The 21424-nt window shown below is 68.4% G+C and carries 15 protein-coding genes, 3 tRNA genes and 1 other RNA gene; 6 read left to right on the top strand and 13 right to left on the bottom strand.

Annotation, left to right across the window (positions count from 1 at the left end; genetic code table 11):
• Positions 1-174 precede the first annotated feature (174 nt).
• On the top strand, positions 175-1812 hold the full coding sequence (locus BB334_RS09105) for an isovaleryl-CoA dehydrogenase (protein ID WP_068807445.1): 1638 nt from the start codon (positions 175-177) through the stop codon (positions 1810-1812).
• A 37-nt stretch (positions 1813-1849) separates the two neighbouring features.
• On the opposite strand, the gene mscK is transcribed toward BB334_RS09105, so the two are convergent.
• The 4 genes from mscK to BB334_RS09085 form a co-directional block, all read right to left on the bottom strand.
• Positions 1850-5215 (bottom strand): mechanosensitive channel MscK, encoded by a 3366-nt coding sequence (mscK, locus tag BB334_RS09100; RefSeq protein WP_068807442.1) that lies wholly within the window; start codon positions 5213-5215, stop codon positions 1850-1852.
• Between the two features lie 168 nt (positions 5216-5383).
• Positions 5384-5710: a transfer-messenger RNA gene (gene ssrA, locus BB334_RS09095) on the bottom strand.
• 55 nt (positions 5711-5765) lie between these two features.
• Positions 5766-6107: a 4a-hydroxytetrahydrobiopterin dehydratase gene (locus BB334_RS09090; protein ID WP_269799002.1), complete on the bottom strand. Its 342-nt coding sequence runs from the start codon at positions 6105-6107 to the stop codon at positions 5766-5768.
• On the bottom strand, positions 6104-9814 hold the full coding sequence (locus BB334_RS09085) for a DUF748 domain-containing protein (RefSeq protein WP_068807990.1): 3711 nt from the start codon (positions 9812-9814) through the stop codon (positions 6104-6106). Before BB334_RS09085 ends, BB334_RS09090 begins: the two co-directional genes overlap by 4 nt.
• A 99-nt stretch (positions 9815-9913) precedes the next feature.
• Between BB334_RS09085 and BB334_RS09080 the strand changes: the two genes are divergently transcribed.
• Complete coding sequence (locus BB334_RS09080; protein ID WP_068807436.1) at positions 9914-11137, top strand: BaiN/RdsA family NAD(P)/FAD-dependent oxidoreductase; 1224 nt, start codon at positions 9914-9916, stop codon at positions 11135-11137.
• On the opposite strand, the gene BB334_RS09075 is transcribed toward BB334_RS09080, so the two are convergent.
• Complete coding sequence (locus BB334_RS09075) at positions 11113-12345, bottom strand: MFS transporter (protein WP_068807432.1); 1233 nt, start codon at positions 12343-12345, stop codon at positions 11113-11115. The genes BB334_RS09080 and BB334_RS09075 overlap by 25 nt on opposite strands.
• Before the next feature lie 158 nt (positions 12346-12503).
• On the opposite strand from BB334_RS09075, the gene BB334_RS09070 reads away from it, so the two are divergent.
• From BB334_RS09070 to BB334_RS09060, 3 genes are read left to right on the top strand one after another with little or no spacing between them, the layout of a single operon-like run.
• Positions 12504-12959 (top strand): hemerythrin domain-containing protein, encoded by a 456-nt coding sequence (locus BB334_RS09070; protein WP_068807429.1) that lies wholly within the window; start codon positions 12504-12506, stop codon positions 12957-12959.
• The gene (locus BB334_RS09065; RefSeq protein WP_068807426.1) at positions 12956-13171 is read left to right on the top strand and encodes a DUF2249 domain-containing protein; all 216 of its coding nucleotides are present in this window, start codon (positions 12956-12958) and stop codon (positions 13169-13171) included. The genes BB334_RS09070 and BB334_RS09065 overlap by 4 nt, the downstream gene beginning before the upstream one ends.
• Positions 13168-14433 carry a hypothetical protein gene (locus BB334_RS09060; protein ID WP_068807423.1) on the top strand — a complete coding sequence of 422 codons (1266 nt, stop codon included), beginning with the start codon at positions 13168-13170 and terminating at the stop codon, positions 14431-14433. Before BB334_RS09065 ends, BB334_RS09060 begins: the two co-directional genes overlap by 4 nt.
• Before the next feature lie 129 nt (positions 14434-14562).
• On the opposite strand, the gene BB334_RS09055 is transcribed toward BB334_RS09060, so the two are convergent.
• From BB334_RS09055 to BB334_RS09045, 3 genes are all read right to left on the bottom strand, one after another.
• A tRNA-His gene (locus BB334_RS09055) sits at positions 14563-14638 on the bottom strand.
• A 48-nt stretch (positions 14639-14686) separates the two neighbouring features.
• A tRNA-Arg gene (locus BB334_RS09050) sits at positions 14687-14763 on the bottom strand.
• Between the two features lie 26 nt (positions 14764-14789).
• Positions 14790-14866: transfer RNA gene (locus BB334_RS09045), tRNA-Pro, on the bottom strand.
• A 173-nt stretch (positions 14867-15039) separates the two neighbouring features.
• On the opposite strand from BB334_RS09045, the gene dksA reads away from it, so the two are divergent.
• Positions 15040-15465, top strand: coding sequence for an RNA polymerase-binding protein DksA (gene dksA, locus BB334_RS09040; RefSeq protein ID WP_068807420.1), 426 nt, complete (start codon positions 15040-15042; stop codon positions 15463-15465).
• A 132-nt stretch (positions 15466-15597) separates the two neighbouring features.
• Here dksA and ltrA read toward each other — a convergent pair whose 3' ends face one another.
• The 5 genes from ltrA to rbfA form a co-directional block, all read right to left on the bottom strand.
• Entirely contained in the window at positions 15598-16950 is a 1353-nt protein-coding gene (gene ltrA / locus BB334_RS09035) for a group II intron reverse transcriptase/maturase (protein WP_232756612.1), read from the bottom strand.
• A 476-nt stretch (positions 16951-17426) separates the two neighbouring features.
• Positions 17427-19526, bottom strand: coding sequence for a polyribonucleotide nucleotidyltransferase (gene pnp, locus BB334_RS09030; RefSeq protein ID WP_068807417.1), 2100 nt, complete (start codon positions 19524-19526; stop codon positions 17427-17429).
• Positions 19527-19718: 192 nt separating this feature from the next.
• A complete protein-coding gene (gene rpsO / locus BB334_RS09025) occupies positions 19719-19988 on the bottom strand; it encodes a 30S ribosomal protein S15 (RefSeq protein WP_068807414.1) in 270 nt (89 codons plus the stop codon).
• A 102-nt stretch (positions 19989-20090) separates the two neighbouring features.
• Entirely contained in the window at positions 20091-21053 is a 963-nt protein-coding gene (gene truB, locus BB334_RS09020) for a tRNA pseudouridine(55) synthase TruB (RefSeq protein WP_068807412.1), read from the bottom strand.
• Positions 21028-21423 (bottom strand): 30S ribosome-binding factor RbfA, encoded by a 396-nt coding sequence (gene rbfA, locus BB334_RS09015; RefSeq protein WP_068807408.1) that lies wholly within the window; start codon positions 21421-21423, stop codon positions 21028-21030. Before rbfA ends, truB begins: the two co-directional genes overlap by 26 nt.
• Position 21424 lies beyond the last annotated feature (1 nt).

Genomic DNA, 21424 nt, shown 5'->3' with positions numbered 1-21424 from the left:
GACATGCATGTTGCCTCATCATAGACGGGTTACCCCGGGACGCAAGCGCGCATTCGTCCCCCCGCATGCCCCCCACATGATCCGTGAGCGCGGCCTGGACCAGGACGTCAATCCTTCCTTCCCCCCGCTGGCGGATGTACTAGCTTGAAAAGTCGTCACACGGAGGAGCAGGTCATGTGGCAGACCCACGAGGTGTTCAACCAGGCGCCGCCGCTGCGCGGCTGGAATCCCTTTGCGAGCGATGCCGCCCTGCAGGCCGCGATCGCGCGCGAAGGGGCCGCCTGGCATGCCGAGGCGCTCGCGCGCCAGGGCGGCATCCTCGGCAGCGCGGAGACCAGCGAGCTCGCCGCGAGCGCCGAGCGCCGGCCGCCAGTGCTCATCAGCCACGATGCCAGCGGCCAGCGCATCGACCGCGTCGTCTTCGATCCGGCGTGGACCGCGCTGTTGCGCCTGCTCTACCGCGCCGGCGTGCACGCCTCCGCCTGGCTCGAACCCCGGCCCGGCGCCCACGTGGCGCGCGCGGCCGCCTTCTTCCTGCACGGTCAGATCGAGGCCGGCTCGCTGTGCCCGGTCACCATGACCTTCGCCTCCATCCCGATCCTGCAGCGCGAGCGCGCGCTGTTCGCCACCCTCGCCGATCGCCTGCGCGGGCGCGAGTACGACGCGCGCGAACTGCCGCTGTCGGCGAAGCGCTCGGCGATGATCGGGATGGGCATGACGGAAAAGCAGGGCGGCTCCGATCTGCGCAGCATCACCACCAGCGCGCGCCCGCTCGGCGCCGGCGGCCGTGGCGGGCACTACGCGCTGGTCGGGCACAAATGGTTCTTCTCCGCCCCGGGCTGCGACGCCCACCTCGTGCTCGCGCGCACCGACGAGGGGCCGAGCTGCTTCTTCCTGCCGCACTGGCTTCCCGACGGCCGCCGCAATCACGTCCGCATCCAGCGCCTCAAGGACAAGCTCGGCAACCGCTCCAACGCCTCGGCCGAAGTCGAGTTCGAGGATGCGTTCGGCGTACTCGTCGGCGAGGCAGGACGCGGCATCGCGACGATCATGGAGATGGCCGCGCAGACCCGGCTCGACTGCGTGCTCGGCAGCGCCGCGCTGATGCGCCGCGCGCTGGTCGAGGCGATCCACCATGCCCGCCACCGCAGCGCCTTCGGCCGAGCGCTGGCGACGCAGCCGCTGATGCGCAACCTGCTGGCCGAACTCGCGCTCGAGAGCGAGGCCGCCACCGCGCTCGCCATCCGCCTGGCCAGCGCGGTGGCGTCGCCCGAGGACCCGCTGGCGCGCGCCTGGCGCAGGATCGTCACCCCTGCGGCGAAGTTCTGGATCTGCAAGCGCGCGATCGCCTTCATCGCCGAGTGCATGGAGGTATGGGGCGGCAACGGCTACGTGGAGGATGGTCCGATGCCGCGCCTGTACCGCGAGGCGCCCGTCAATTCGATCTGGGAGGGTTCGGGCAACGTGATCTGTCTTGACGTGCTGCGCGCACTCGGCCGCGAACCTGAGGCGCTCGAGGCCCTGCTCGCCGAGTTCGCCGACGCGGCCGCGGGCGAGCCGGCGATGCAGCGCGCCCTCGCCGGCCTCGCGTCGCAGCTGCACGCGCCAGCGGACGCGCAGTGGCATGCGCGCCGCACCGCGATGCAGCTCGTGCTGCTGGCGCAGGCGGCGCTGCTGCGGCGCCACGCGCCGACCGTCGTCGCGGAGACCTTCATCGCCGCCCGCCTCGCCACGACGGGCGGCCAGGTCGGCGGCCTGCTCGCCACGCCCGCGGCGGCGCAGGGCCTGCTCGCGCGGGCGTGGCCAGGCTGAGCCCGTTTCACGGCGACGCGACGCGCGCCGCTGCCCGTCAGGGCTTCTCGCCGGGCTCGCCCTCGTGCCCCTCCGCGCGCTCGACGCCCTCGTCCCCGCCCTTCGGCTTGAGCGCGACCGTCTGCAGCGTGGCCTGCTTGCCGTCGATGCTGCGGATATGCACGTCCATCTGGGCAAACGAGATCTCGATCCCATGCTCCGCGAACAGAGCATCGATGCGTCGATTGATCTCGTCGGTGGCGGAGACGCGGTCGCCGAGCTCGCGCACGTGCACCCGCAGCTCGTGGTCGAGCGTGCTCGCGCCGAAGTTGAGGAACACCACCAGTGGGGCCGGGTCCCTGAGCACGCGCGGGTTCTCCTGCGCGGCCTGCAACAGCAGCCTGCGCACCAGCTCGAGATCGCTGCCGTAGGCGACGCCGATGGTGATCGTCACCCGGGTCACGGTGTCCGACAACGACCAGTTGATCAGCTGGCTGGTGACGAAGGTCTTGTTGGGGACGATGATCTCCTTGCGGTCGAAGTCGGTGATCGTGGTCGCGCGGATGCGGATGCGGCTGACCGTGCCGGACAGGTCGCCCACGGTCACCGTGTCGCCGATCCGCATCGGTCGTTCGAACAGGATGATCAGGCCGGAAACGAAGTTGGCGAAGATCTCCTGCAGGCCGAAGCCTAGGCCCACCGAGAGCGCCGCCACCAGCCATTGCAGCTTGTCCCAGCTCACCCCGAGCGTACCGAGCATCGAGACGAAGCCGACGCCGACGATGATGTAGGAGAGCAGCGTGGTGATCGCGTAGGCGCTGCCCTGCGCGAGCTGCAGCCGGGACAGCACGCTGACCTCGAGCAGGCCGGGCAGGTTGCCCGCCAGCAGCAGCGCGACGACGATGATGAAGAGCGCGCCGAGCGCGTCGGCGAGACTGATCGGCACCATGTCCGCCGCCTCGCCGCCAGCGCTGGCGAATTCGTAGAGGACCACGTTGTCGAGGTAGGAGAACACCGAGATAAGGTCGGCCCACACCCAGTACAGCGCGACCACGAGCCCGATCAGCAGGCCGAGACGGACCAGGCGCAGCGACTGCTGGTTGACCTTGTCGAGATCGAGCGCCGGCTCCTCGATCTGCTCGCCGTCCGCGCCCTCCCGTCCCGCCGCCTCGCGCCGGTTGAGGGCGCGCTGGTAGGCGAGGCGGTGCGCAGCCACCGACAGCGCCCGCACGGACACGCCAGACAGCAGGCGCCAGAGAATCAGCAGCGACAAGGTGTCGAGCAGTCGGCCGGTGAGCTTGATCGCGGTGTAGTAGTAACCGGCGAGGATGGCGACGATCATCGCGAGCGGCATCAGGGCAAGCAGCAGGCCGACGAACATCCGCCACGGCTCGGTGCGCTCGCTGCCCTCGCCGCTGTCACGGCTGTCGCCGGTATGCAGCAGGCCACCCATCAGCCAGGTCATGAACCCGTAGCAGACGAGCACGATCACCATGCCGAGAACATCATCGCCGAGCAGCGCCGGCTCGCTCTCGGCGACGCTGACGACGCCGACCACCGCCACCACCACCGTGCCGAGGCTGCGCACCTTCCGCCGCAGCATGGCGACCTCCTCGGCCGGCCAGCGGAAGTGCCGCTCGGCCACGCCCCCGGGGGCGAGGATGCGGTAGGCGGTATGAAAGACCATCCAGCCCTGCGCCATGGCGATCAGTGCGTTGCCCAGCGCGAGATTCTGGCCGCGCCCGTCGAGCTGCAGCGCCAGCCCGCACAGTCCGAGGAAGAGCGGGCCGGGCAGCACCAGCAGCGCATTGAGCAAGACCGCGAGCGGGGTATGCAGCTGCGAGTCGACCCGCACCCTGTTGATCTCGCCATGCAGCCGCGCGAGCCGGTCTGCGAGCCAGCGCCTGCGCCAGAGCAGAGCCGCCATCAGCAGCAGCGCGGGCAGAAAGACGAAGGGGCGCTCCTGCAATCCCGCCCACAGCTCGGCCAGGCCAGCCCCCCACGGAATCGCGTCGGCCTGCGCCTTCAACCGGGCGGGGGCGGCGGCGAGCCAGTCGAGTTCGACCGCTCGGTTGCTCGGTACCCAGAAGAGCTGTTCGTCGAGCGTTTCGCGCAGCCGCGCGCCGACTGTCTCCAGCTGGCCCTGGTTGAGCTGTAGCGTGATCGCCTCGTTGAGCACCCCATTCAGCTCGCGGTTCAAGCGTTCGAGCAGCAGGCTGCGAGTTTCGAGCAGCCCGATCAGCTCCGCCCGATCCGCCGCCTCCACCCCGCCGGCGGGCGTCTGCGCCAGCATCTGGACCGCCTGCGCTTCTGGCGATTCGAGCCGACTGCGCTGCTGGTTGATCTCGAACTGATACAGCCGCAGGTCCGCGATCTCGTCGGCGAGCTTCGGTTCGAGCTGCAGCGTGGGGAGCGAGGCCCGCTGCTCGGCGAGGACGCGTGAGAGCAGCGGGCTGTCGTGGAGCACGCCGATCTGCTCCTCGAGCGCGGCCTCCATCTGGGCGAGGCCGTCGAGTTGCCGGCGCACCGCGAGATTGCGTTCGGTGAGCAGATTGAGTCGCTCGGTGGCCTGCAGCAGCCGGTCCGACAGCGCGGCATTGCTGGCATGTTCACGTGCCAGCAGGCCGACCTCCCCGCTTTCGCCCGGCTTCTGCGCGAGTTCGGCGACCGCCTGTTGTGACGCCTCGCTGCGGCGTTGCGCGATCAGCGCCTGCAGGCCCTCCATCTCCCGCTCGAGCGCGGCGGTGCGCAGGGTCAGCAGGTCGCGGCGGGCCTGGGCGAGATCGAGCAGCACGTTGTTGCCCGCCAGCTGCTCGCGGCGCAGCTCGATCGCGAGTTCAAGCGCCTGCCATTCCGCGGCGAGTGCGTCCCGGCGCTCGGCGTCGAGCGGGCGGTTTTCGTCGCGGCCGCTCGCCAATGCGAGCTCGATCTGCTGCATGCGATCCTGGTCGGCGGCGATGTCGACCTGCGCCCGCTCGGGGCGGGTCTGCGCGGCGATGATCTCGGCATTGGCCCTGGCGAGCGCTTCCTGCGATTCGGCGAGGCGCGCACCCTCCTGCTCGAAGGCCTTCTCGAGCGCGGTGAGCGCCATGCCGTCGTAGCGGCTCATCGACGCTTCGGATGCGAGCTTGAGCCTTTCGCTCTCCTGCCGCGCCTCGGCGGTGAGCTGGGGTGCGTCGCGCAGCTGGATGCGCAATGCCTGCAACTGCGCTCGACGCTCGGCCGCCCGCTCCAGCTGCGCCAGGGCCTGTTCGAGCTGCTGCTGCACCGCCCGCTGCTCGGACTCGGACAGCCCGCGCTCGGCGAGCGTGTCGAGTCGGGCCTGCACCCCCTCACGCATCGGCGCCGGGGCCGGCTGGGCGAAAAGCAGCGCGGCGTGCACGCAGCACAGCACGAGGAACAGGAGCTGCCGACGAAGACGCATGATCTCGGACCTTCAGGACTTGCGGGGATGTCGGCACGGCGCCGCGATCAGGGCCGTGCCAGTCCGGAGTCTAGCGCGCGCCAGTCAGCATGTTCGTCGTCGACCAGCGACAGCTGCGGAAGAAACCGCGCGGAGCGACACCCGGAGGACGAAAGCGGGCGGTACAAATGACGATGGGGACCGAAGTCCCCACCGGCTGTCTTGGGTTACAAGGCTTCAGCGGCCCCGGCAATCAGCTTATGCAGCGATTGCGAAACGCTCATCGTTGGCGTTTAAGGATTTGCGCGGATTACGTCCGTCGCCTCTCGGGTTGCCTGCTTACCTTTGCCCGCCCTGTCGAAACCGGTACACCCCCACCGAAACGCACTCCCGAATACGCTTGGGTGGAGGTGAGGGGAATCGAACCCCTGTCCAGAACGCCTCCAGTTCGCCGGAATTACAACCATGTCCGCATTGTGGGGGCAAGGCCCCGGGATTTCAAGCACCTGGGCGGCGGCCCGGCCCTCGCGAGGCTGAATCTTTGTAAGTGGATGCGTAGGCCCGCCGCCGCTCAAGCCTGCGCACCCGTCGCCTGGGCCGCGGTGTCGATGAAGCGCGCCAGGCGAAGGTCAAGCTCGCTCAGTCCCCCGACGTCGTGAGTGCTGAGCACGATCTCGACCCGGTTGTAGACATTCGACCATTCGGGATGGTGATCCATCTTCTCGGCCTGCAGCGCGACCCGGCTCATGAAGCCGAAGGCGGCATTGAAATCGGCGAAGCACAGGCTGCGCCGGATCGCGTCACGGCCCTCGACCTCGGTCCAGCCGGCCAGTTCGGCGAGCGCCTCGCGGCGTGCCTGGGCATCGAGTTTCTGCGTCATCGTCTCCTCCCCGTTTCGTCGACCCGCCTTCAGCGCAGCGAGAACACCACCTGGCCCTGCTCGCCGCTCGGCTCCACCTTGGGCTCGAGCACGAAGATGCGCTCGGCGGGCACACCGCCCTCGGCGATCAGCCAGTCCTTCACCGCCTGCGCACGGCGCTGCGCGAGAAGGCGAAAGTCCTCCTCGCCGACCTTGCTGTTGGCGATCATCAGCGCCTCCATTTCGGCCACCGGAATGTCCTTCATCATGCCGATCAGGTTGCGTGGCTTCTTGAAGTCGGCGGCGCGATAGGCCTTCTTGAGCAGCTCCGGGTACTCCTCGGCGCCGATCTCGATCTCATCGACGGGCGGTGCGTCCTGCCCGGCGGCCATCATCGCCTTCAGCTTCTCGGCCTGCACCTGGCGGTCGAGCATCGCGCGCTTCAGTCCCTCGCCGTCCACCGCGGGGTCGGCGCGCCCGGTGACGTCCAGCCGCAGCGCCGGCCGGTCGACAAGGGCGTCGCCGAGCGCGGCAAGCTTCTTCGTCTGCGCCTCGGCGGGGAGCACGGCGCCGGGGGCGAGGTCGAGCTGCGAGAGCTCCTCGCCCCCGCCGAGCGCCGCCGCGAGCAGGGAGAACGGGGCGGTGATCGCCTTGCCGACCAGGTTGAAGAGCGCCCTCACCACCAGCCCGAACACGCTGAACTGGGGGTCGTCGAGTGTGCCGCTGATCGGCAGGTGAAGATCGATCTCGCCGTCGCGGTTCTTCAGCAGCGACACCGCGAGCCGCACCGGCAAATTCACCGCGTCGGGGCTGTCGACCTTGTCGCCGAACTCGAGCTGGTCGAGGAAGATCTGGTTGGTGGCGGTGAGCTTGCGGTCCTCGACCTTGTACTTGACCTCGGCCGACAGCTGGCCGCGCGCGATGCCGTAGCCCACATACTTGCCAGAATAGCTCGACAGGCCGGTCAGCTCGAAGCCCTTCACCGTGCCGGTGATGTCCAGGTGACTGTCCTGGCGGAAGGGGTTGAGCTCGCCGATCACCGTCACCGGCGCGGTGTTGTCGACCTTGCCGGCGAGATCGAGCGTGGCGATCGTGGACGGATCCGAGGACACCCCGAGCAGCGTGCCGGTCATACCGGTCAGGTTGACGTCGTAGTTCGGCCGGATGAAGCGATCGCTGAAGGCGATGTTGCCGCGCCTGAACTCGATCCGCCCGACGCTGATCGGCGGCGGCGGCGAGGCCTGCGCCGGCAGGTCGGCGCTGCGCTTGCCGGCCGCCTCGCGTGCGCCGCCTCCCGGGAGCTCGACCACGCCGCCGACGAAGGGATCCTGCTCGGTGGCGACCGCGGTCCGCGTGGTCGCGGGCTCGTCCCCGCCGCCCGCACCGCCCTGGATCTCGCGCAGGTTCAGCCGCCCCTCTTCATCGAGAATCAGGCGGGTGTAGAAATCGTCGAGCGCGATGCGGCCGATCGCGAGGCGGAAGGGCTCGAGCCTCGAATCGATCTTCTCGACGCGCAGCTTGCCCCAGCGCACGAATTCGGTCGAATTGTTGCGATCGATGGAGGCGAAGCGATTGACGCCGATGTCCCCGCGATAGGTGCCGAGCAGTCGGCCGTCAGGCGCGGTGCGCAGATTGACCAGGCCCCAGGCGTCCAGGCTGCCGCGCGAGATCGCGATGCGGGTCTTCTCCAGCACGTAGGGCTGCAGCGGCAGCAGGTTGATCACCCGCAGGTCGACCCTGAGGTCGGCCTTCAGCGGCGACAGCGTGAGGTCGCCGCTCGCCAGCGCGCGCCCGCTGCGGTTGATCCGCGAGTCGAGCTCGAGCTTGGTGGTGACGTCCTTCAGGGTGCTGACGTTGTCGAGGGTGAGGCCGATGCCGTCGATCGCGAGCACGACCGGCTTGGACACGCTGCGATCCTCGAGCCGCACCGCGGCGCCCTCGAGCGCGAGCCTGGCGACCGTGACCGCCCACTCCGGCTCGGCCGCCTTGCCGCGCGCCTGCTTCGACGCCGCCTTGGCGGCCGGCTTGCCGAACAGGCCCATGAGGTCGATATCGCCGTTCTTCAGCCGTACCGCGGACACATTCGCGCCCTTGAGCCCGAGTTCGGCCACCTTCACGCTGCGCGCATCGAGGTCGATCTCGGCCCGACGCAGGTCGAGCTGCGGCACGCTGAGCGCGGCATCCTTCCGGCCGCTCAGCGCGAGGGCGAAATCCTTCAGTGCGAGGGTTTCGACGATCGCGCCCGCTTCGGTCCTGCCCCCTTCGACCGCGGCCAGCCGGTAGCTCAGGTTCGCCCCGAGCTCGCCGCTGCGCAGATCGCCGCCGGGCAGTCCGAGCGCCGCGTAGGGGGCGTAGCGAGCAAGCTTGACACCTTCGAGCGCGACCGTGCCTTCGAGCTCGAAGGGCACGAGCCGCAGCCGCGCTTCGTGCACCGCCTTCTCGCCGCCGTCGGTAGCGTGCTCGAAGCGGATGTCCGCCGGCAGCTCGCCGGTGTTGGCGAGGTCGCGCATGTCGAGGTTGAGCGCCTCGATCCGGGTCGCGAAGGGTTGCGCCAGGCTACGATCCTCGAAGCTCACCACGCCGTCGCGGATGCGCGCATCGGACAGCAGGAAGTCGATCGGCGCCCGCGATTCCGCCATGGCGCCCGCCTTCTCCGCCGTAGGCCCCTTCTCCGCCTTCGCCGCCTTGGCATCGGCCTCGCCAGCCGGCGGCATCAGGCCCATGAGGTTGAGCTCGCCGTTCTTCAGCCGCACCAGATTGAGCTCGGGCGCCATCAGGCGCAGGCGGGTGAAATGCCACCGCCCCGCCATCGGCTCGACGTCGGCGAGCTCGAAGCCGAACTCGGACATCTTCAGCACCGGCTCGCCCGCCTTGTCCTGAATCTCGAGCTGATCGACCTGCACCGGCCCGCGCAGCGACAGCGTGGGCCGATCCCCGGGCTGCTGGGCGAAGCTGATCTCCACCTTTGTCGTCAGCAGACCCGACGGCAGCCTGAAGCCGGTGTCGGTCGGCAGGTAGGCCATCCAGGGCGCGAGATCGAAGGCCTTCAGCTCGACCTCGAGAATCGTGTCGCGGCTGTCGATGAAGGGCTTGGCCTTGGCGCTCAGCGCGAGCGGGTTGCCGTCGAGGGTCGCCGACAGCACGGGCTCGACGAAGACGTCGACCTCCACCGGCAGATTGGAGATGAACGGCAGGCCGAGCTCGATCGCATCGACGTCGTGGCGCAGGCCGCGCACGCGGTCGTCGACCACGACCTTGCCGCCGGTGATGCGGATGTTGCCCACCGAGAACAGCGTCTCGCCCGCCTCGTCCTCGCGCGTCCGTGCCGCCGCGAAGTGTTCGAACACGTCCGACCAGTTGTGCCGCCCCTCACCCTCGAGCACCACGTTCAGCCGCGGTCCGACGAGCGCGAGCTCGTGCAGCACGGCACCGCCGCGCACCAGCGATTCGAGTTCGAGGTTGACGCGCAGCACGTCGAAGGCGAGCGCCTCGCCGACGCCGTCGGCCTCCATCACCTTCACCCCATGCGCCTCGGCGGTGAGCGTCAGCGGATTGAAGCGCATGCGCTCGATCGAGACCTCACGGCCGAGCGTCTCGGCCAGGATCTGCGTGCCGTAGTGCCGGGCGAGCGGGGGCAGGCCGAAATGGAGCGCGCTAGCGAGTACCGCCAGCACGCCCAGGGTCCATAAGGCGGGGCGCAGCAGCCGGTGCCCGCGACCGCGACCGGCGGCTTCCCGCGCTTGCGCAGGCGCTTCGCTCATCCGGTTTGCATCCATTTCTGACATCTCGATCTTCTTGTGATTTGCCGCATTGCGGTACAGCGCGTATTCTGCCCCGCTTTTCAGCGATCAGGGGCGCGCGTGCCAGACGCCGATTCCAGCATCCGCAGTTTCGACCTCATCGTCATCGGCGCGGGTGCCGCCGGCATGATGTGTGCGGCGACGGCCGGCCAGCGCGGGCGCCGGGTGCTGTTGCTCGACCATGCGACGAAACTCGCCGAAAAGATCCGCATCTCCGGCGGTGGCCGGTGCAATTTCACCAACCGGCGCGTGGGCCCCGAGCACTACCTCGGCCGCAACCGGCATTTCGCCCGCTCGGCGCTGTCGCGCTATACGGCGCAGGATTTTATCGCTCTCGTCCAGCGTCATGGCATCCGCTTCCATGAAAGGGATTGGGGCCAGCTGTTCTGCGACGACTCCGCGCAGCAGATCATCGACATGCTGCGCGCCGAGTGCGAGGACGGCGCCGTGTCGTGGGCGATGCCGGCCGAGGTACGCGAGATCCAGCGTGGCGACGACGGCGCCGAGCGCTTCATCGTCGATACCAGCCGCGGCCGCTTCGCCGCGCACAGCCTGGTGATCGCCACCGGAGGCCTGTCGATTCCGAAGATCGGCGCGAGCCCGTTCGGCTACCGCATCGCCGAGCAGTTCGGTCTGCCCATGGTGGCGCCGCGTCCCGCCCTGGTGCCGCTCACGCTCGACCCCGACACGCTCGCCCGCCTCGCGCCGCTGGCCGGCGCCTCGATCGAGGTCGAGGCGCGCTGCAACGGCGGCAGTTTCCGCGAGGCGGTTCTGATCACCCACCGCGGCCTGTCCGGACCCGCGATCCTGCAGGTGTCGAGCTACTGGCAGGCCCAGGCCTACGAGAAGGCCGGCTGGTCGCCGGTCGCGCTCGACCTGCTGCCCGGCGTGGACGCCGAAGACTGGTTGCTCGGCCATGCCGGCGACCGCACCCTGCTCGCCAACCTGCTCGCCGAACGACTGCCGCGCCGCTTCGCCCACGCCTGGTGTGAGCTGCACGGCTGGGAGCGGCCACTGAACGAATTCCGCCATGTCCAGCTGCGCGAGATCGCGCGCACGCTGTCGGCGTGGCAGCTCACCCCCTCGGGGACCCAGGGCTATGCGAAGGCCGAGGTCACGCTCGGCGGCGTGGACACGCGCGCGCTGTCGTCGAAGACGATGGAGTCACGCCACTGCCCGGGCCTCTACTTCGTCGGCGAGGTGATGGACGTCACCGGCCACCTCGGCGGCTACAACTTCCAGTGGGCCTGGTCCTCGGGTTACGCCGCCGGGCTCGCAGCCTGAGGCCGACAGCGCCTCAGCACGGGCAGGATCGCCAGCACCTGCAGCAGCAACAGGCCGCCGAAGGCGAATCCGAGAGCACTCGGGAGCGTGTGTCCGCGCGCTTGCAGCAGGTCGAGCGCGACCCCCATGCCCCACTGCACCAGGAAGGCGCCAGCGAAGGCCATCAGGTTGACCGCCGTGCTCACCCGGCCGAAGAGCGCGCGCGGAAAGGCCTGCGCGGTGGCGAGATAGCTCTGCGAATTCACCGCGGACAGGAAGCCGAGCGCGAACCAGAGCATGGCCGGCGACCCGAACTGGAGCAGGATCGCCAGCTGCACGAACAGCAGCAGCCCGTAGCCCATACGCATCAGGTCGAGCGGTCGTAGCCCGCGACGCGCGAGACGCATGCCGAGGAAGCCGATCGACAGCTGGCCGCACAGCATCCCCAGGTTCAGGATCACCAACAGGCGGGCCGAGGCGGCGAGGTCGAAGCCATTGACGTTCATCAGCCAGGGCACCGCCCACAGGCTCTGCAGTGCCATGAAACCGCCGATGAAGAAGCTCGCCGATGCGGCGTAGCGCAAAAAAGCGGGCGAAGCGTAGATGCGTGCCACCGAGCGCAGCGCCTCGCCGAGGCTCTCCTGAGAGGCATGTCCCGCCTCGTCCGGCAGGGAGCGGAACACTGTCACCGAAATCGTCAGCGCCACCACGGCGATCAGCCAGAAGGCGCCGCGCCAGCCGACATGAGGGAGGGCGAGCTCGAGGGGAACGCTCGCGGTGAGCGCGCCGAGCGCGCCGGCGGCCATGATGAAGCCGGTCATCGAACTCTGGCGCTCGACCGGATACCACATGGCGAAGCCCTTCAGCGCCGCCATCAGGCAGGCCGACACGCCGAGCCCGATCATCGCCCGGCCGAGGCCGAGGGCGGGGAGCGAGTCGCCCACAGCGAAGACGACCGCGCCTGCCGCTGTGACGAGCAGCAGCGCGCCCTCCACCCGCCGCGGGCCGAAGCGGTCGAGCGCGATGCCGACCGGGATCTGCGCGAGGCCGAAGGCGAGGAAGTACGTGCTGGTAAGCAGGCCGAGGCTGCCCGCATCGAGCCCGAGCTCGGCACTCAGCGCGGGCGAGATCACCGCATTGACGGTGCGGAGCATGTAGGAGAGGTAGTAGCCGAGCGCGAAGGGCAGGAAGATCCTGCTCCAGCCGCCCGCGCCGAGCGCTTTGCTCATGCGTGTCCCGGGCCGAAAGTTGGCAAAACCGACATTCTGCCCGCGAAACCCGACACCGCCAAAGCCGCCGTCCGCGAGCACCCGGACCGAATTGACTCTCATCAATGCCGGGCCGACTCCGCTGCGGAGAATGGCGTGCACCCACCCCGGAGCACGACATGAGCACGATCGCCGAACTGATGACCCATGACCACCGCGAATGCGACCACCTCTTCGCCAGCGCCGAGACCCACGCCGCCAAGGGCGAATGGGAAGCGGCAGCGCAGGCGATGGACGCCTTCTCACGCGCCCTCCAGGCGCACTTCGACGCCGAGGAGCAGCAGCTCTTTCCCCGCTTCGAAGCGGTCACCGGCATGACCGGCGGCCCGACCCAGGTCATGCGCGGCGAGCACGCCGACATGCGCGAGACCCTCGCCGCGATGCAGGATGCGCTCGTGCGCCGCGACGCCGCGGACTTCGCCGGCGAGGCCGACACCCTGATGGTGATGCTGCAACAGCACAACATGAAGGAAGAGAACATCCTCTACCCGATGTGCGACGCCCGCCTCGCCGACGAGCGCACCGAACTGGCGGCCGGCCTCGCCCGTCGCCTCGGCGCGAGGGCGGAGGCATGAACACGATCGTCGTCGATACCCGCGGCCTCGAGCCGCCCGAGCCCTTCGAACGCGCGATGGAGGCGCTGGTGGATCTGAAGCCGGGCGAGAGCATGCGCCTGCTGCTCGACCGCATGCCGCATCCACTGCTGCGCATGCTCGATCGCGACGGCTACCGCCACGCGGCAGAGGTCCGGGAGGACGCGGTGGAAATCCTGATCACACGTCCATGAGCGCAAACCCGGGCCTGGCCTATCAGGACACGCCCCCCTTCTCCGCCCCCCTCCGCTTCTTCCTCACCGCCCCGCTGTTCGGCGTCGTCGCCGGCCTGGTACTGCTGTTCGCGCCCGGCGTGCTCGAGTCGCGCTGGACTCCGCCGGCACTCGCCCTGGTCCATCTGTTCGCCGCCGGCTTCATGCTGCAGGTGATGCTCGGCGCCCTGCTGCAGGTGCTGCCAGTGGTCGCCGGCGCCGCGATGCCGGCCCCGGCGCGGGTAGCGGGCGCCTCCCACCTCGTGCTCGCCGGCGGCACCCTGGCGCTCGCCTGGGGCCTCGGACGCATCGCGCCCGAGGCGATCCTGGCCGGGGCGGGCCTGCTCGCGGCCGGCCTGCTGATCTTCCTCGCCGCGGCGGTCCGGGCCCTGCTCGACGCGCCGGCCACGGCCGGCGCCAGCCGCACGCCACGCGATCTGCGCTACGCGCTCGCCGGCCTCGCGGTCACCGCCGCGCTCGGGGTGCTCCTCGCGCTCGTCCTCTCGCGCGGGCTCGCCCTGCCGGTGCCGCTGCCGATGCTGGTCGATCTCCATGCCGGCTGGGGCTGGCTCGGCTGGGGCGGACTGCTGCTGGCGGCGACGAGCTGGGTGGTGGTGCCGATGTTCCAGATCACCCCCGCCTACCCCGCGCGACTGACCCGACACTGGGCGCCGACGGTGCTCGTCGCGCTCCTGGCGTGGAGCGCCGCCACCCTCGGTGGCCACGCACTGCCCGCCACCGCCACCGGACTGGCGCTGCTCGCGCTCGCCGCCCTGTTCGCGATCGCCACCGTCCGGCTGCAGTCGCGTTCGCGCCGCAGCACACCCGATGCCTCCTTCCGCGCCTTCCGGCTGGCGATGTTCGCCGCGCTCGGGGGCCTCGTCGCGTTGCTCGGCACCATGCTGACCGACATCGAGCGTCTGCCGGTCGTAGCCGGCGTGCTCGTGATGCACGGTGCCTTCGGCGGCGCGATCAGCGCGATGCTCTACAAGATCGTGCCCTTCCTCACCTGGCTGCACCTGACCCAGGCCGGCATCAAGGCACCCAACATGAAGAAGCTGCTGCCCGACGCACCCATGCGCCGGCAGCTGCAGGCCCACGCGGCCACTCTGGCTGTCCTGCTCGCGGCCGCCGTGCTGCCCGTGCTGGCACCGCTGGCCGGGCTGCTGCTGATGGTGGAGTTCGGCTGGCTGTTCGGCAACCTGCTGCGCGCGGTGCGCGCCGGCCGACGGGCTCGCGGCTAGGCGCCTCGGAGAGCGGACCCGCACGAAAGACGGCGCAGGGAATCGCAGGCATGAAAAAAACCGCCCCCGGGCGGTTTTTTCATCATCCGGCGCCTCACGCATCCTATGCGCGGGCGACCTTCTGTTTAGTGGGGCGACATACCGGTTTCGAACCGGTGACCTTTGGAGCCACAATCCAACGCTCTACCAACTGAGCTAATGCCGCCACTATCAGGACCTCGGCAAGGCCGAAACCCTTGAAACCTGTCTTTCCTGGCCTGCCCGGCAGGAATCGAACCTGCAACCCCCGGCTTAGAAGGCCGGTGCTCTATCCGGTTGAGCTACGGGCAGAGTCCCGCGGGCAATCCGGGGTGAGCTGGTCGGGGTGGAGGGATTCGAACCCCCGACATCTTGCTCCCAAAGCAAGCGCGCTACCGGACTGCGCTACACCCCGAGAGCCGCGAACTATACAGATGCCTAACGTCGCCGTCAAATGTCTTTCGGCATTTTTCAACGATTGTCGAATCCGGCGCCGTTACCGGGCGGCGCGGCCCTGCTCGCTTGCCGCTGCATGACATTTCTGCTATTAAGTCCGCCTCGAGCAAACAACCTGTGGAAGTCGAAGTCATGCCTGAAGAAAACCTGCACAAGCAATTCGCGCCGTACGACCCCGCCGCAGGCGAGGAGTACATGAGCGAGAAGCAGACGGCTCACTTCCGCGAGATCCTCAGCTCGCTGAAAGCGGAACTGGTCGGCGACATCGAACGCACCGTGCATACGATGCAGGACGAGGCGACGGTGTTCGCCGACCCCAACGACCGTGCGAGCCAGGAATCCGACATCGCGCTCGAGCTGCGCAACCGCGACCGCGAACGTAAGCTCATCAAGAAGATAGACGAGGCCCTCCAGCGCCTCGAGGAGGGCGAATACGGCTACTGCGACAGCTGCGGTGTCGAGATCGGTCTCAAGCGCCTGGAGGCACGGCCCACGGCGACGCTGTGCATCGACTGCAAGACGCTGGAAGAGATGCGCGAGCGCCAGATGGCCAAGTGAGCTCCGAGCCGGAGTCGGGCAGTCGCCGACCCCGCGGCAAGGATCGGGATAGGGGCGGTCAGGTTACCTGACCGATCCCCTCCCACACCACCCGGCATGCGGGTCCGCACCGGGCGGTTCGAGCAGTTGAGGTCATGAGAGCCGAGGCACGCCAAGCCGGTCGAAGTAGGCGATGGGCATCGCTCGGTTCAGCGCCATGCGGCTGTTACGCCACCAGCACCGACTGTTCGCGGCCACCCTGCGGGCATCCGCTTGCGAGGCGCCCAGCGCCAACAATTCCCGATACATCGTCGTACCCCGACGCCAGTGCTTGAGCTGCACGGCACGCAGCCGGTGTCGGATCCACTCGTCGAGTTCGCGGAACACCTTGGGTGTCTGCGCAAGCTGGAAGTACGCCTTCCAGCCCGGCATGTAGGCCCGCAGTCGTTCGGCGACCTCCGGCAGGCTGCGCCCGCCCGAGCGACGCGTCATTTCCCGGATGCGTTGTTTGAAGGTCTCCAACGCCTTGTAGGCGACCGCGCATTTGATCCGGTCGCCCGCACTGCGCCACAGTTCGTAGCCCAGAAGCTTGCGACCGGTCGCCGACGCCACCGCCGTCTTGGCCTCGTTGATCTTCAGATGGAGTCGGTCGTAGAGCTTGCGCAACCCTTCCAGCACCCGTTCACCTGCGCGGCGACTGCACACATACACGTTGCAGTCGTCGGCGTAGCGCACGAAGCGGTGGCCACGTCGCTCCAGTTCCCGATCCACCTCGTCGAGCAGCACATTGGCCAACAGCGGCGAGAGCGGCCCGCCTTGCGGCGTGCCCTCGTACCGCTCGATGAGCACCCCGCCATCCAGAATCCCGGCCACGAGGTAACGACGAACCAGCCGCAGCACGGCTTTATCGTCGATTCGCCTCGCCAACCGTTCCATCAGGATGTCGTGATTGACCCGGTCGAAGAACTTCTCCAGATCCACATCGACCACTACCCGGTAGCCGTCCTGCACGTAGCGCTGTGCATCGAGCACCGCGTCGTGCGCACGGCGTCCCGGCCGGAAGCCATAGCTGTGTTCGGAGAACGTCGGATCAATGATGGGCTGCAAGACTTGCAGCAGGGCTTGCTGGATCAGCCGATCCGTCACCGTCGGAATCCCCAGTTCGCGCACCCCGCCATCGGCCTTCGGAATCTGGACGCAGCGCACCGGCACGGGCCGGTAGCTGCCATCGAGCAAGGATTCCCGAATCCGGGGCCAGTGCATTCTCAGGTACTCCGCCGTCTCGGCAATCGACAACCCATCCGCCCCAGCACTGCCGCGATTAGCTTTGACGCGTTTCCACGCCAGAACCATATTCGCGCTCGCGAGCGCCTGCGCAAGCAGGCCATCTCGCCCCGGGCTTCCAGTTGCGCGCCGCGCCGTTCGTGCTTCATCACGCACCGCTTCGAGCTCGGCTTCACCTCGCTCTCCCGCATTGCGCCCCGGCTCGCCGGGCTTCTGATGCACTGCACGTCCGAGCGACACGGCCTTCGGCCCTCCTACTCGTTCGGCCCTTCGCCCCAAACCAGCGGCTACTACGGCCTCGGCTGACTCCTCGCTCCGGTGTGGCACCGTCGCCCTTTCAGGCACAAGGCGAGATCTCCCCAGGTAAGAACGCACTCCTTCGCTGCACAACCGCCGGATCTACGCCACTTCGCCTTGATCACGAGAGCTTCGCGGTTTCTGGCCCGCTCGCCCTGCTCGGCAGCGCCTTCTATCCGATTCTTGTTCATCGGCTCGCAGCTTACGCTCCACGCTTCCTCCCCACGCTCGGTCACCCTCGCGCAGTTGCGCTTAGCTTCGTTCGCTGTGATCAACTTACGGCGGGACTTGCACCCGCAGGAGTGCGCCCATGCTGGGCGCACCAGAAAAAAGGGACGCCACGGCGTCCCTTTTTTGGTGCATCGGAAAGGCGCTTTCGCGCCTCCCCTCTCCCGTCGGCCTCAGCCGGCGTTCTCGCTGAGCAGCGCCTTCATGCTCAGGCGGATCTTGCCGCGCTCGTCCGTCTCGAGCACCTTGACGCGCACGGCCTGGCCTTCCTTGACGTAGTCCGACACGTTGTTGACCCGCTCGTTGGCGATCTGCGAGACGTGCAGCAGGCCGTCGCGACCCGGCATGATGTTCACGATCGCGCCGAAATCGAGCAGGCGGACCACGGTACCGTCATACACCTTGCCGACCTCGACCTCGGCGGTGATCGCCTCGATCCTGGCCTTCGCAGCCTGGGCACCCTCGGCGCTGACCGAGGAGATGGTCACCGCGCCGTCGTCCTGGATCTCGATCACGGTGCCGGTCTCTTCCTGCAGCGCGCGGATCACCGCACCGCCCTTGCCGATCACGTCGCGGATCTTCTCGGGGTTGATCTTGATGTTGATCATGCGCGGGGCGTAAGCCGAGACTTCGCCGCGCGACTCGCCGATCGACTGCTTCATCAGCTCGAGGATGTGCAGGCGGCCGGTCTTGGCCTGGTCGAGCGCGACCTGCATGATCTCCTTGGTGATGCCCTGGATCTTGATGTCCATCTGCAGGCCGGTGATGCCGTTCTCGGTACCCGCGACCTTGAAGTCCATGTCGCCGAGGTGATCCTCGTCGCCCAGGATGTCGGTCAGCACCGCGAAGCGGTTGCCGTCCTTGATCAGGCCCATCGCGATGCCCGCTACGTGGTCCTTGAGCGGCACGCCGGCGTCCATCATCGCCAGCGAGCCACCGCACACCGAAGCCATCGAGCTCGAGCCGTTCGACTCGGTGATCTCGGAGACGACGCGGATCGTGTAGGAGAAATCCGCGGCCTTGGGCAGCATCGCCACCAGCGAGCGCTTGGCCAGTCGGCCATGGCCGACTTCGCGGCGCTTGGTGATGCCGAAGCGGCCGGTCTCGCCGGTGCAGAACGGCGGGAAGTTGTAGTGGAGCAGGAAGCGCTCCTTGTACTCGCCGGCGATCGCGTCGATGATCTGCTCGTCACGGCCGGTGCCGAGGGTGGCGACGACCAGGGCCTGGGTCTCGCCGCGGGTGAACAGCGCCGAGCCGTGGGTGCGCGGCAGCACGCCGGTGCGGATCTCGATCGGGCGCACGGTGCGGGTGTCCCGACCGTCGATGCGCGGCTCGCCGTTTAGGATGCGGCTGCGCACCACGCCGGCTTCGAGCGTGAACAGGATGTCCTTGATCTCGTTGGCCGAGGGCGGGTTGTCGACGCCTTCGCTCAGCGTCGCGATGACGCCCTTGCGGATCTCGCCGAGACGCGCAGTGCGGGCCTGCTTGCTGGTGATGCGGAACGCTTCTTCGAGCTCCTTGCCGGCCAGTTCGGTGACGCGCGCGATCAGCGCCTCGTTCGCTGCGGGCGGCTGCCAGTCCCACTCGGGCTTGCCGGCCACCTCGACCAGCTCGTTGATCGCCTTGATCGCCACCTGCATCTGCTCGTGGCCGAACACCACCGCGCCGAGCATGACCTGCTCGGACAGTTCGCTCGCCTCGGATTCGACCATCAGCACCGCGGCCTGGGTGCCGGCGACGACCAGATTCATCGCGCTGTCCTGCAGCTGACCGGTGGTCGGGTTGAGGATGTATTCGCCGTCGGCGTAACCGACGCGGGCGGCGCCGATCGGGCCATCGAAGGGGATGCCGGAGATCGCGAGCGCGGCCGAGGCGCCGATCAGCGCGGGGATGTCGGGATCGACTTCCGGGTTCAGCGACAGCACGGTGACGATGACCTGGACTTCGTTCAGGAAGCCCTCGGGGAACAGCGGACGGATCGGGCGATCGATCAGGCGCGAGGTCAGGATTTCCTTCTCCGACGGACGGCCTTCGCGCTTGAAGAAGCCGCCAGGGATGCGGCCCGCGGCATAGAACTTCTCGACGTAGTCGACCGTGAGCGGGAAGAAGTCCTGCCCGGCACGGGCTTCCTTGGCGGCGACGACGGTGGCGAGCACCACGGTGTCGTCCATGTCCACGATCACGGCGCCGCCGGCCTGGCGGGCGACTTCGCCGGTCTTCAGGGTGACGGTGTGGGCGCCGTAGGCGAAGGATTTTTTGATGGCGTTAGGCAAGTTCGTTCCTCATTTCGGTAAGGGCAGCAAACTACAACTGCTGCGGGCCTCGGGCCCGCGGGGGCATCGTGCCGGGCGCCACTACACGGGGGACGGAAACGACAAAGCCGGCACGGCCCGCGAGGGCTCGCACCGGCTTTGCTGATTCAGGTTGCCCCGATCGGCGCTTTAAGGCTCGTCACGGGCTGCAAATTACTTGCGCAGGCCGAGACGCTCGATCAGGTTTCGATAGCTCTCGGCGTTGCGGCCCTTCAGGTAGTCGAGCAGCTTGCGGCGCTGGCTGACCATCTTGAGCAGGCCACGACGCGAGTGGTGGTCCTTGCCGTGCTCCTTGAAGTGGCCGGTAAGTCCGTTGATGCGAGTGGTGAGCAGCGCGACCTGAACTTCGGGGGAGCCGGTGTCGCCTTGGGCGCGCTGGAAATCGGCGACGACTTTCGCCTTGGTTGCGTTATCGAGAGCCATGTGTCTTTTACTCGTGAATTCTGCCAATCGGAAGCGGGGGATTATACTCACACCCCCGCCGGAAACTCAAACATTATCATGCGCCCGCGAGGGCGCTCCACCCTATCCGGTGGCGGTGGCGATCAGGCGCCGGGGCGCAAGCCCGCCATCCTCCTGCCATACGGCCAGTCCGAGGAAACCGTGCGGACCATAAACCCGCACCAGCGTTCCGCCCGCATCCGCCGCCCCGGGGCGGACCACCCGCCCCTGCAACAGCGCCGCTGCCACGCCCGCATCGAGCGTGATCGCGCCGAGATGGCGCACCAGCGCATCGGCCGGTGCCAGCAGCCGGTCGCGCCCCGTCTCGTCGGCCGATTCCAGCCGCTCCAGCGTCACCGCTTCGGCGACCTCGAAGGGTCCGATGCCGGTCCGGCGCAGCGCGCTCAGGTGAGCACCGCAGCCGAGCGCGGCACCGATGTCCATCGCGAGGCTCCGCACATAGGTACCCTTGCTGCAGCCGACGCGTATCCGGAAGCGCTCGCCGTCGAAGTCGAGCAGCTCGAGCACATGAATGGTCACGCGGCGCGAGGGCCGCTCGAGCTCGATGCCGGCGCGCGCGTATTCGTACAGCGGCTTGCCGTCGCGCTTGAGCGCCGAGTACATCGGCGGAATCTGCTCGATCTCGCCGCGAAAACGGCTCAGCACCGCCTCCAGCGCGGCCCGCTCCACCGCCACCGGTCGGGTGGCGAGGACCGTCCCTTCGGCATCGCCCGTGTCGGTGTCGACGCCGAGCCGCACCTCCGCCTCGTAGGTTTTGTCGGCGTCGAGCAGCATCTGCGAAAACTTGGTCGCCTCGCCGAAGGTCAGCGGCAGCAGGCCGGTCGCCATCGGGTCGAGGGTCCCGGTATGGCCCGCCTTGGCCGCGTTGAACAGTCGCCGCGCGGTCTGCAGCGCGGTATTCGAACTCAGGCCCTGAGGCTTGTCCAGCAGCAGCACCCCATCGACCTGCCGCCGCGGCGGCCGCCGGAACTGACCGCGCAGGCGCGCTGCCGGCGCGTCCTCAGCTACCGGACTTTTCGTCGTCATCGTCGTGATGGCGCGCCTCGTCCTCGCGCACGACATCGTCGATCAGCTTCGAAAGGCGGCTGCCCTCCTCCACCGAACGGTCGTACACGAAATGCAGCTCGGGCGTGGTGTGGATGCGCACCCTGCGGCCGAGTTCGCGGCGCAGGAAGCCGCTCGCCCGACGCAGTCCCTGCATGATCTCGGGCACGTCCGCCTCGCCCGTCATCGAGGTGAAGAACACCTTGGCGTGGGCATAATCGGGCGTGATCTCGACATCGGTCAGGGTGATGAAGCCGACGCGCGGATCCTTCACCTCGAGGCGGATGAGCTCGGCCAGTTCGCGGCGGATCTGCTCCACCACGCGCTGGCTGCGGGAATACTCCTTGGGCATG

The sequence above is a fragment of the Thauera phenolivorans genome (genome assembly GCF_001696715.1).
Taxonomy (GTDB): domain Bacteria; phylum Pseudomonadota; class Gammaproteobacteria; order Burkholderiales; family Rhodocyclaceae; genus Thauera; species Thauera phenolivorans.
The sequence above is the reverse complement of the archived record's forward strand: the minus strand, read 5'-3'. Positions and strand labels throughout refer to the sequence as shown.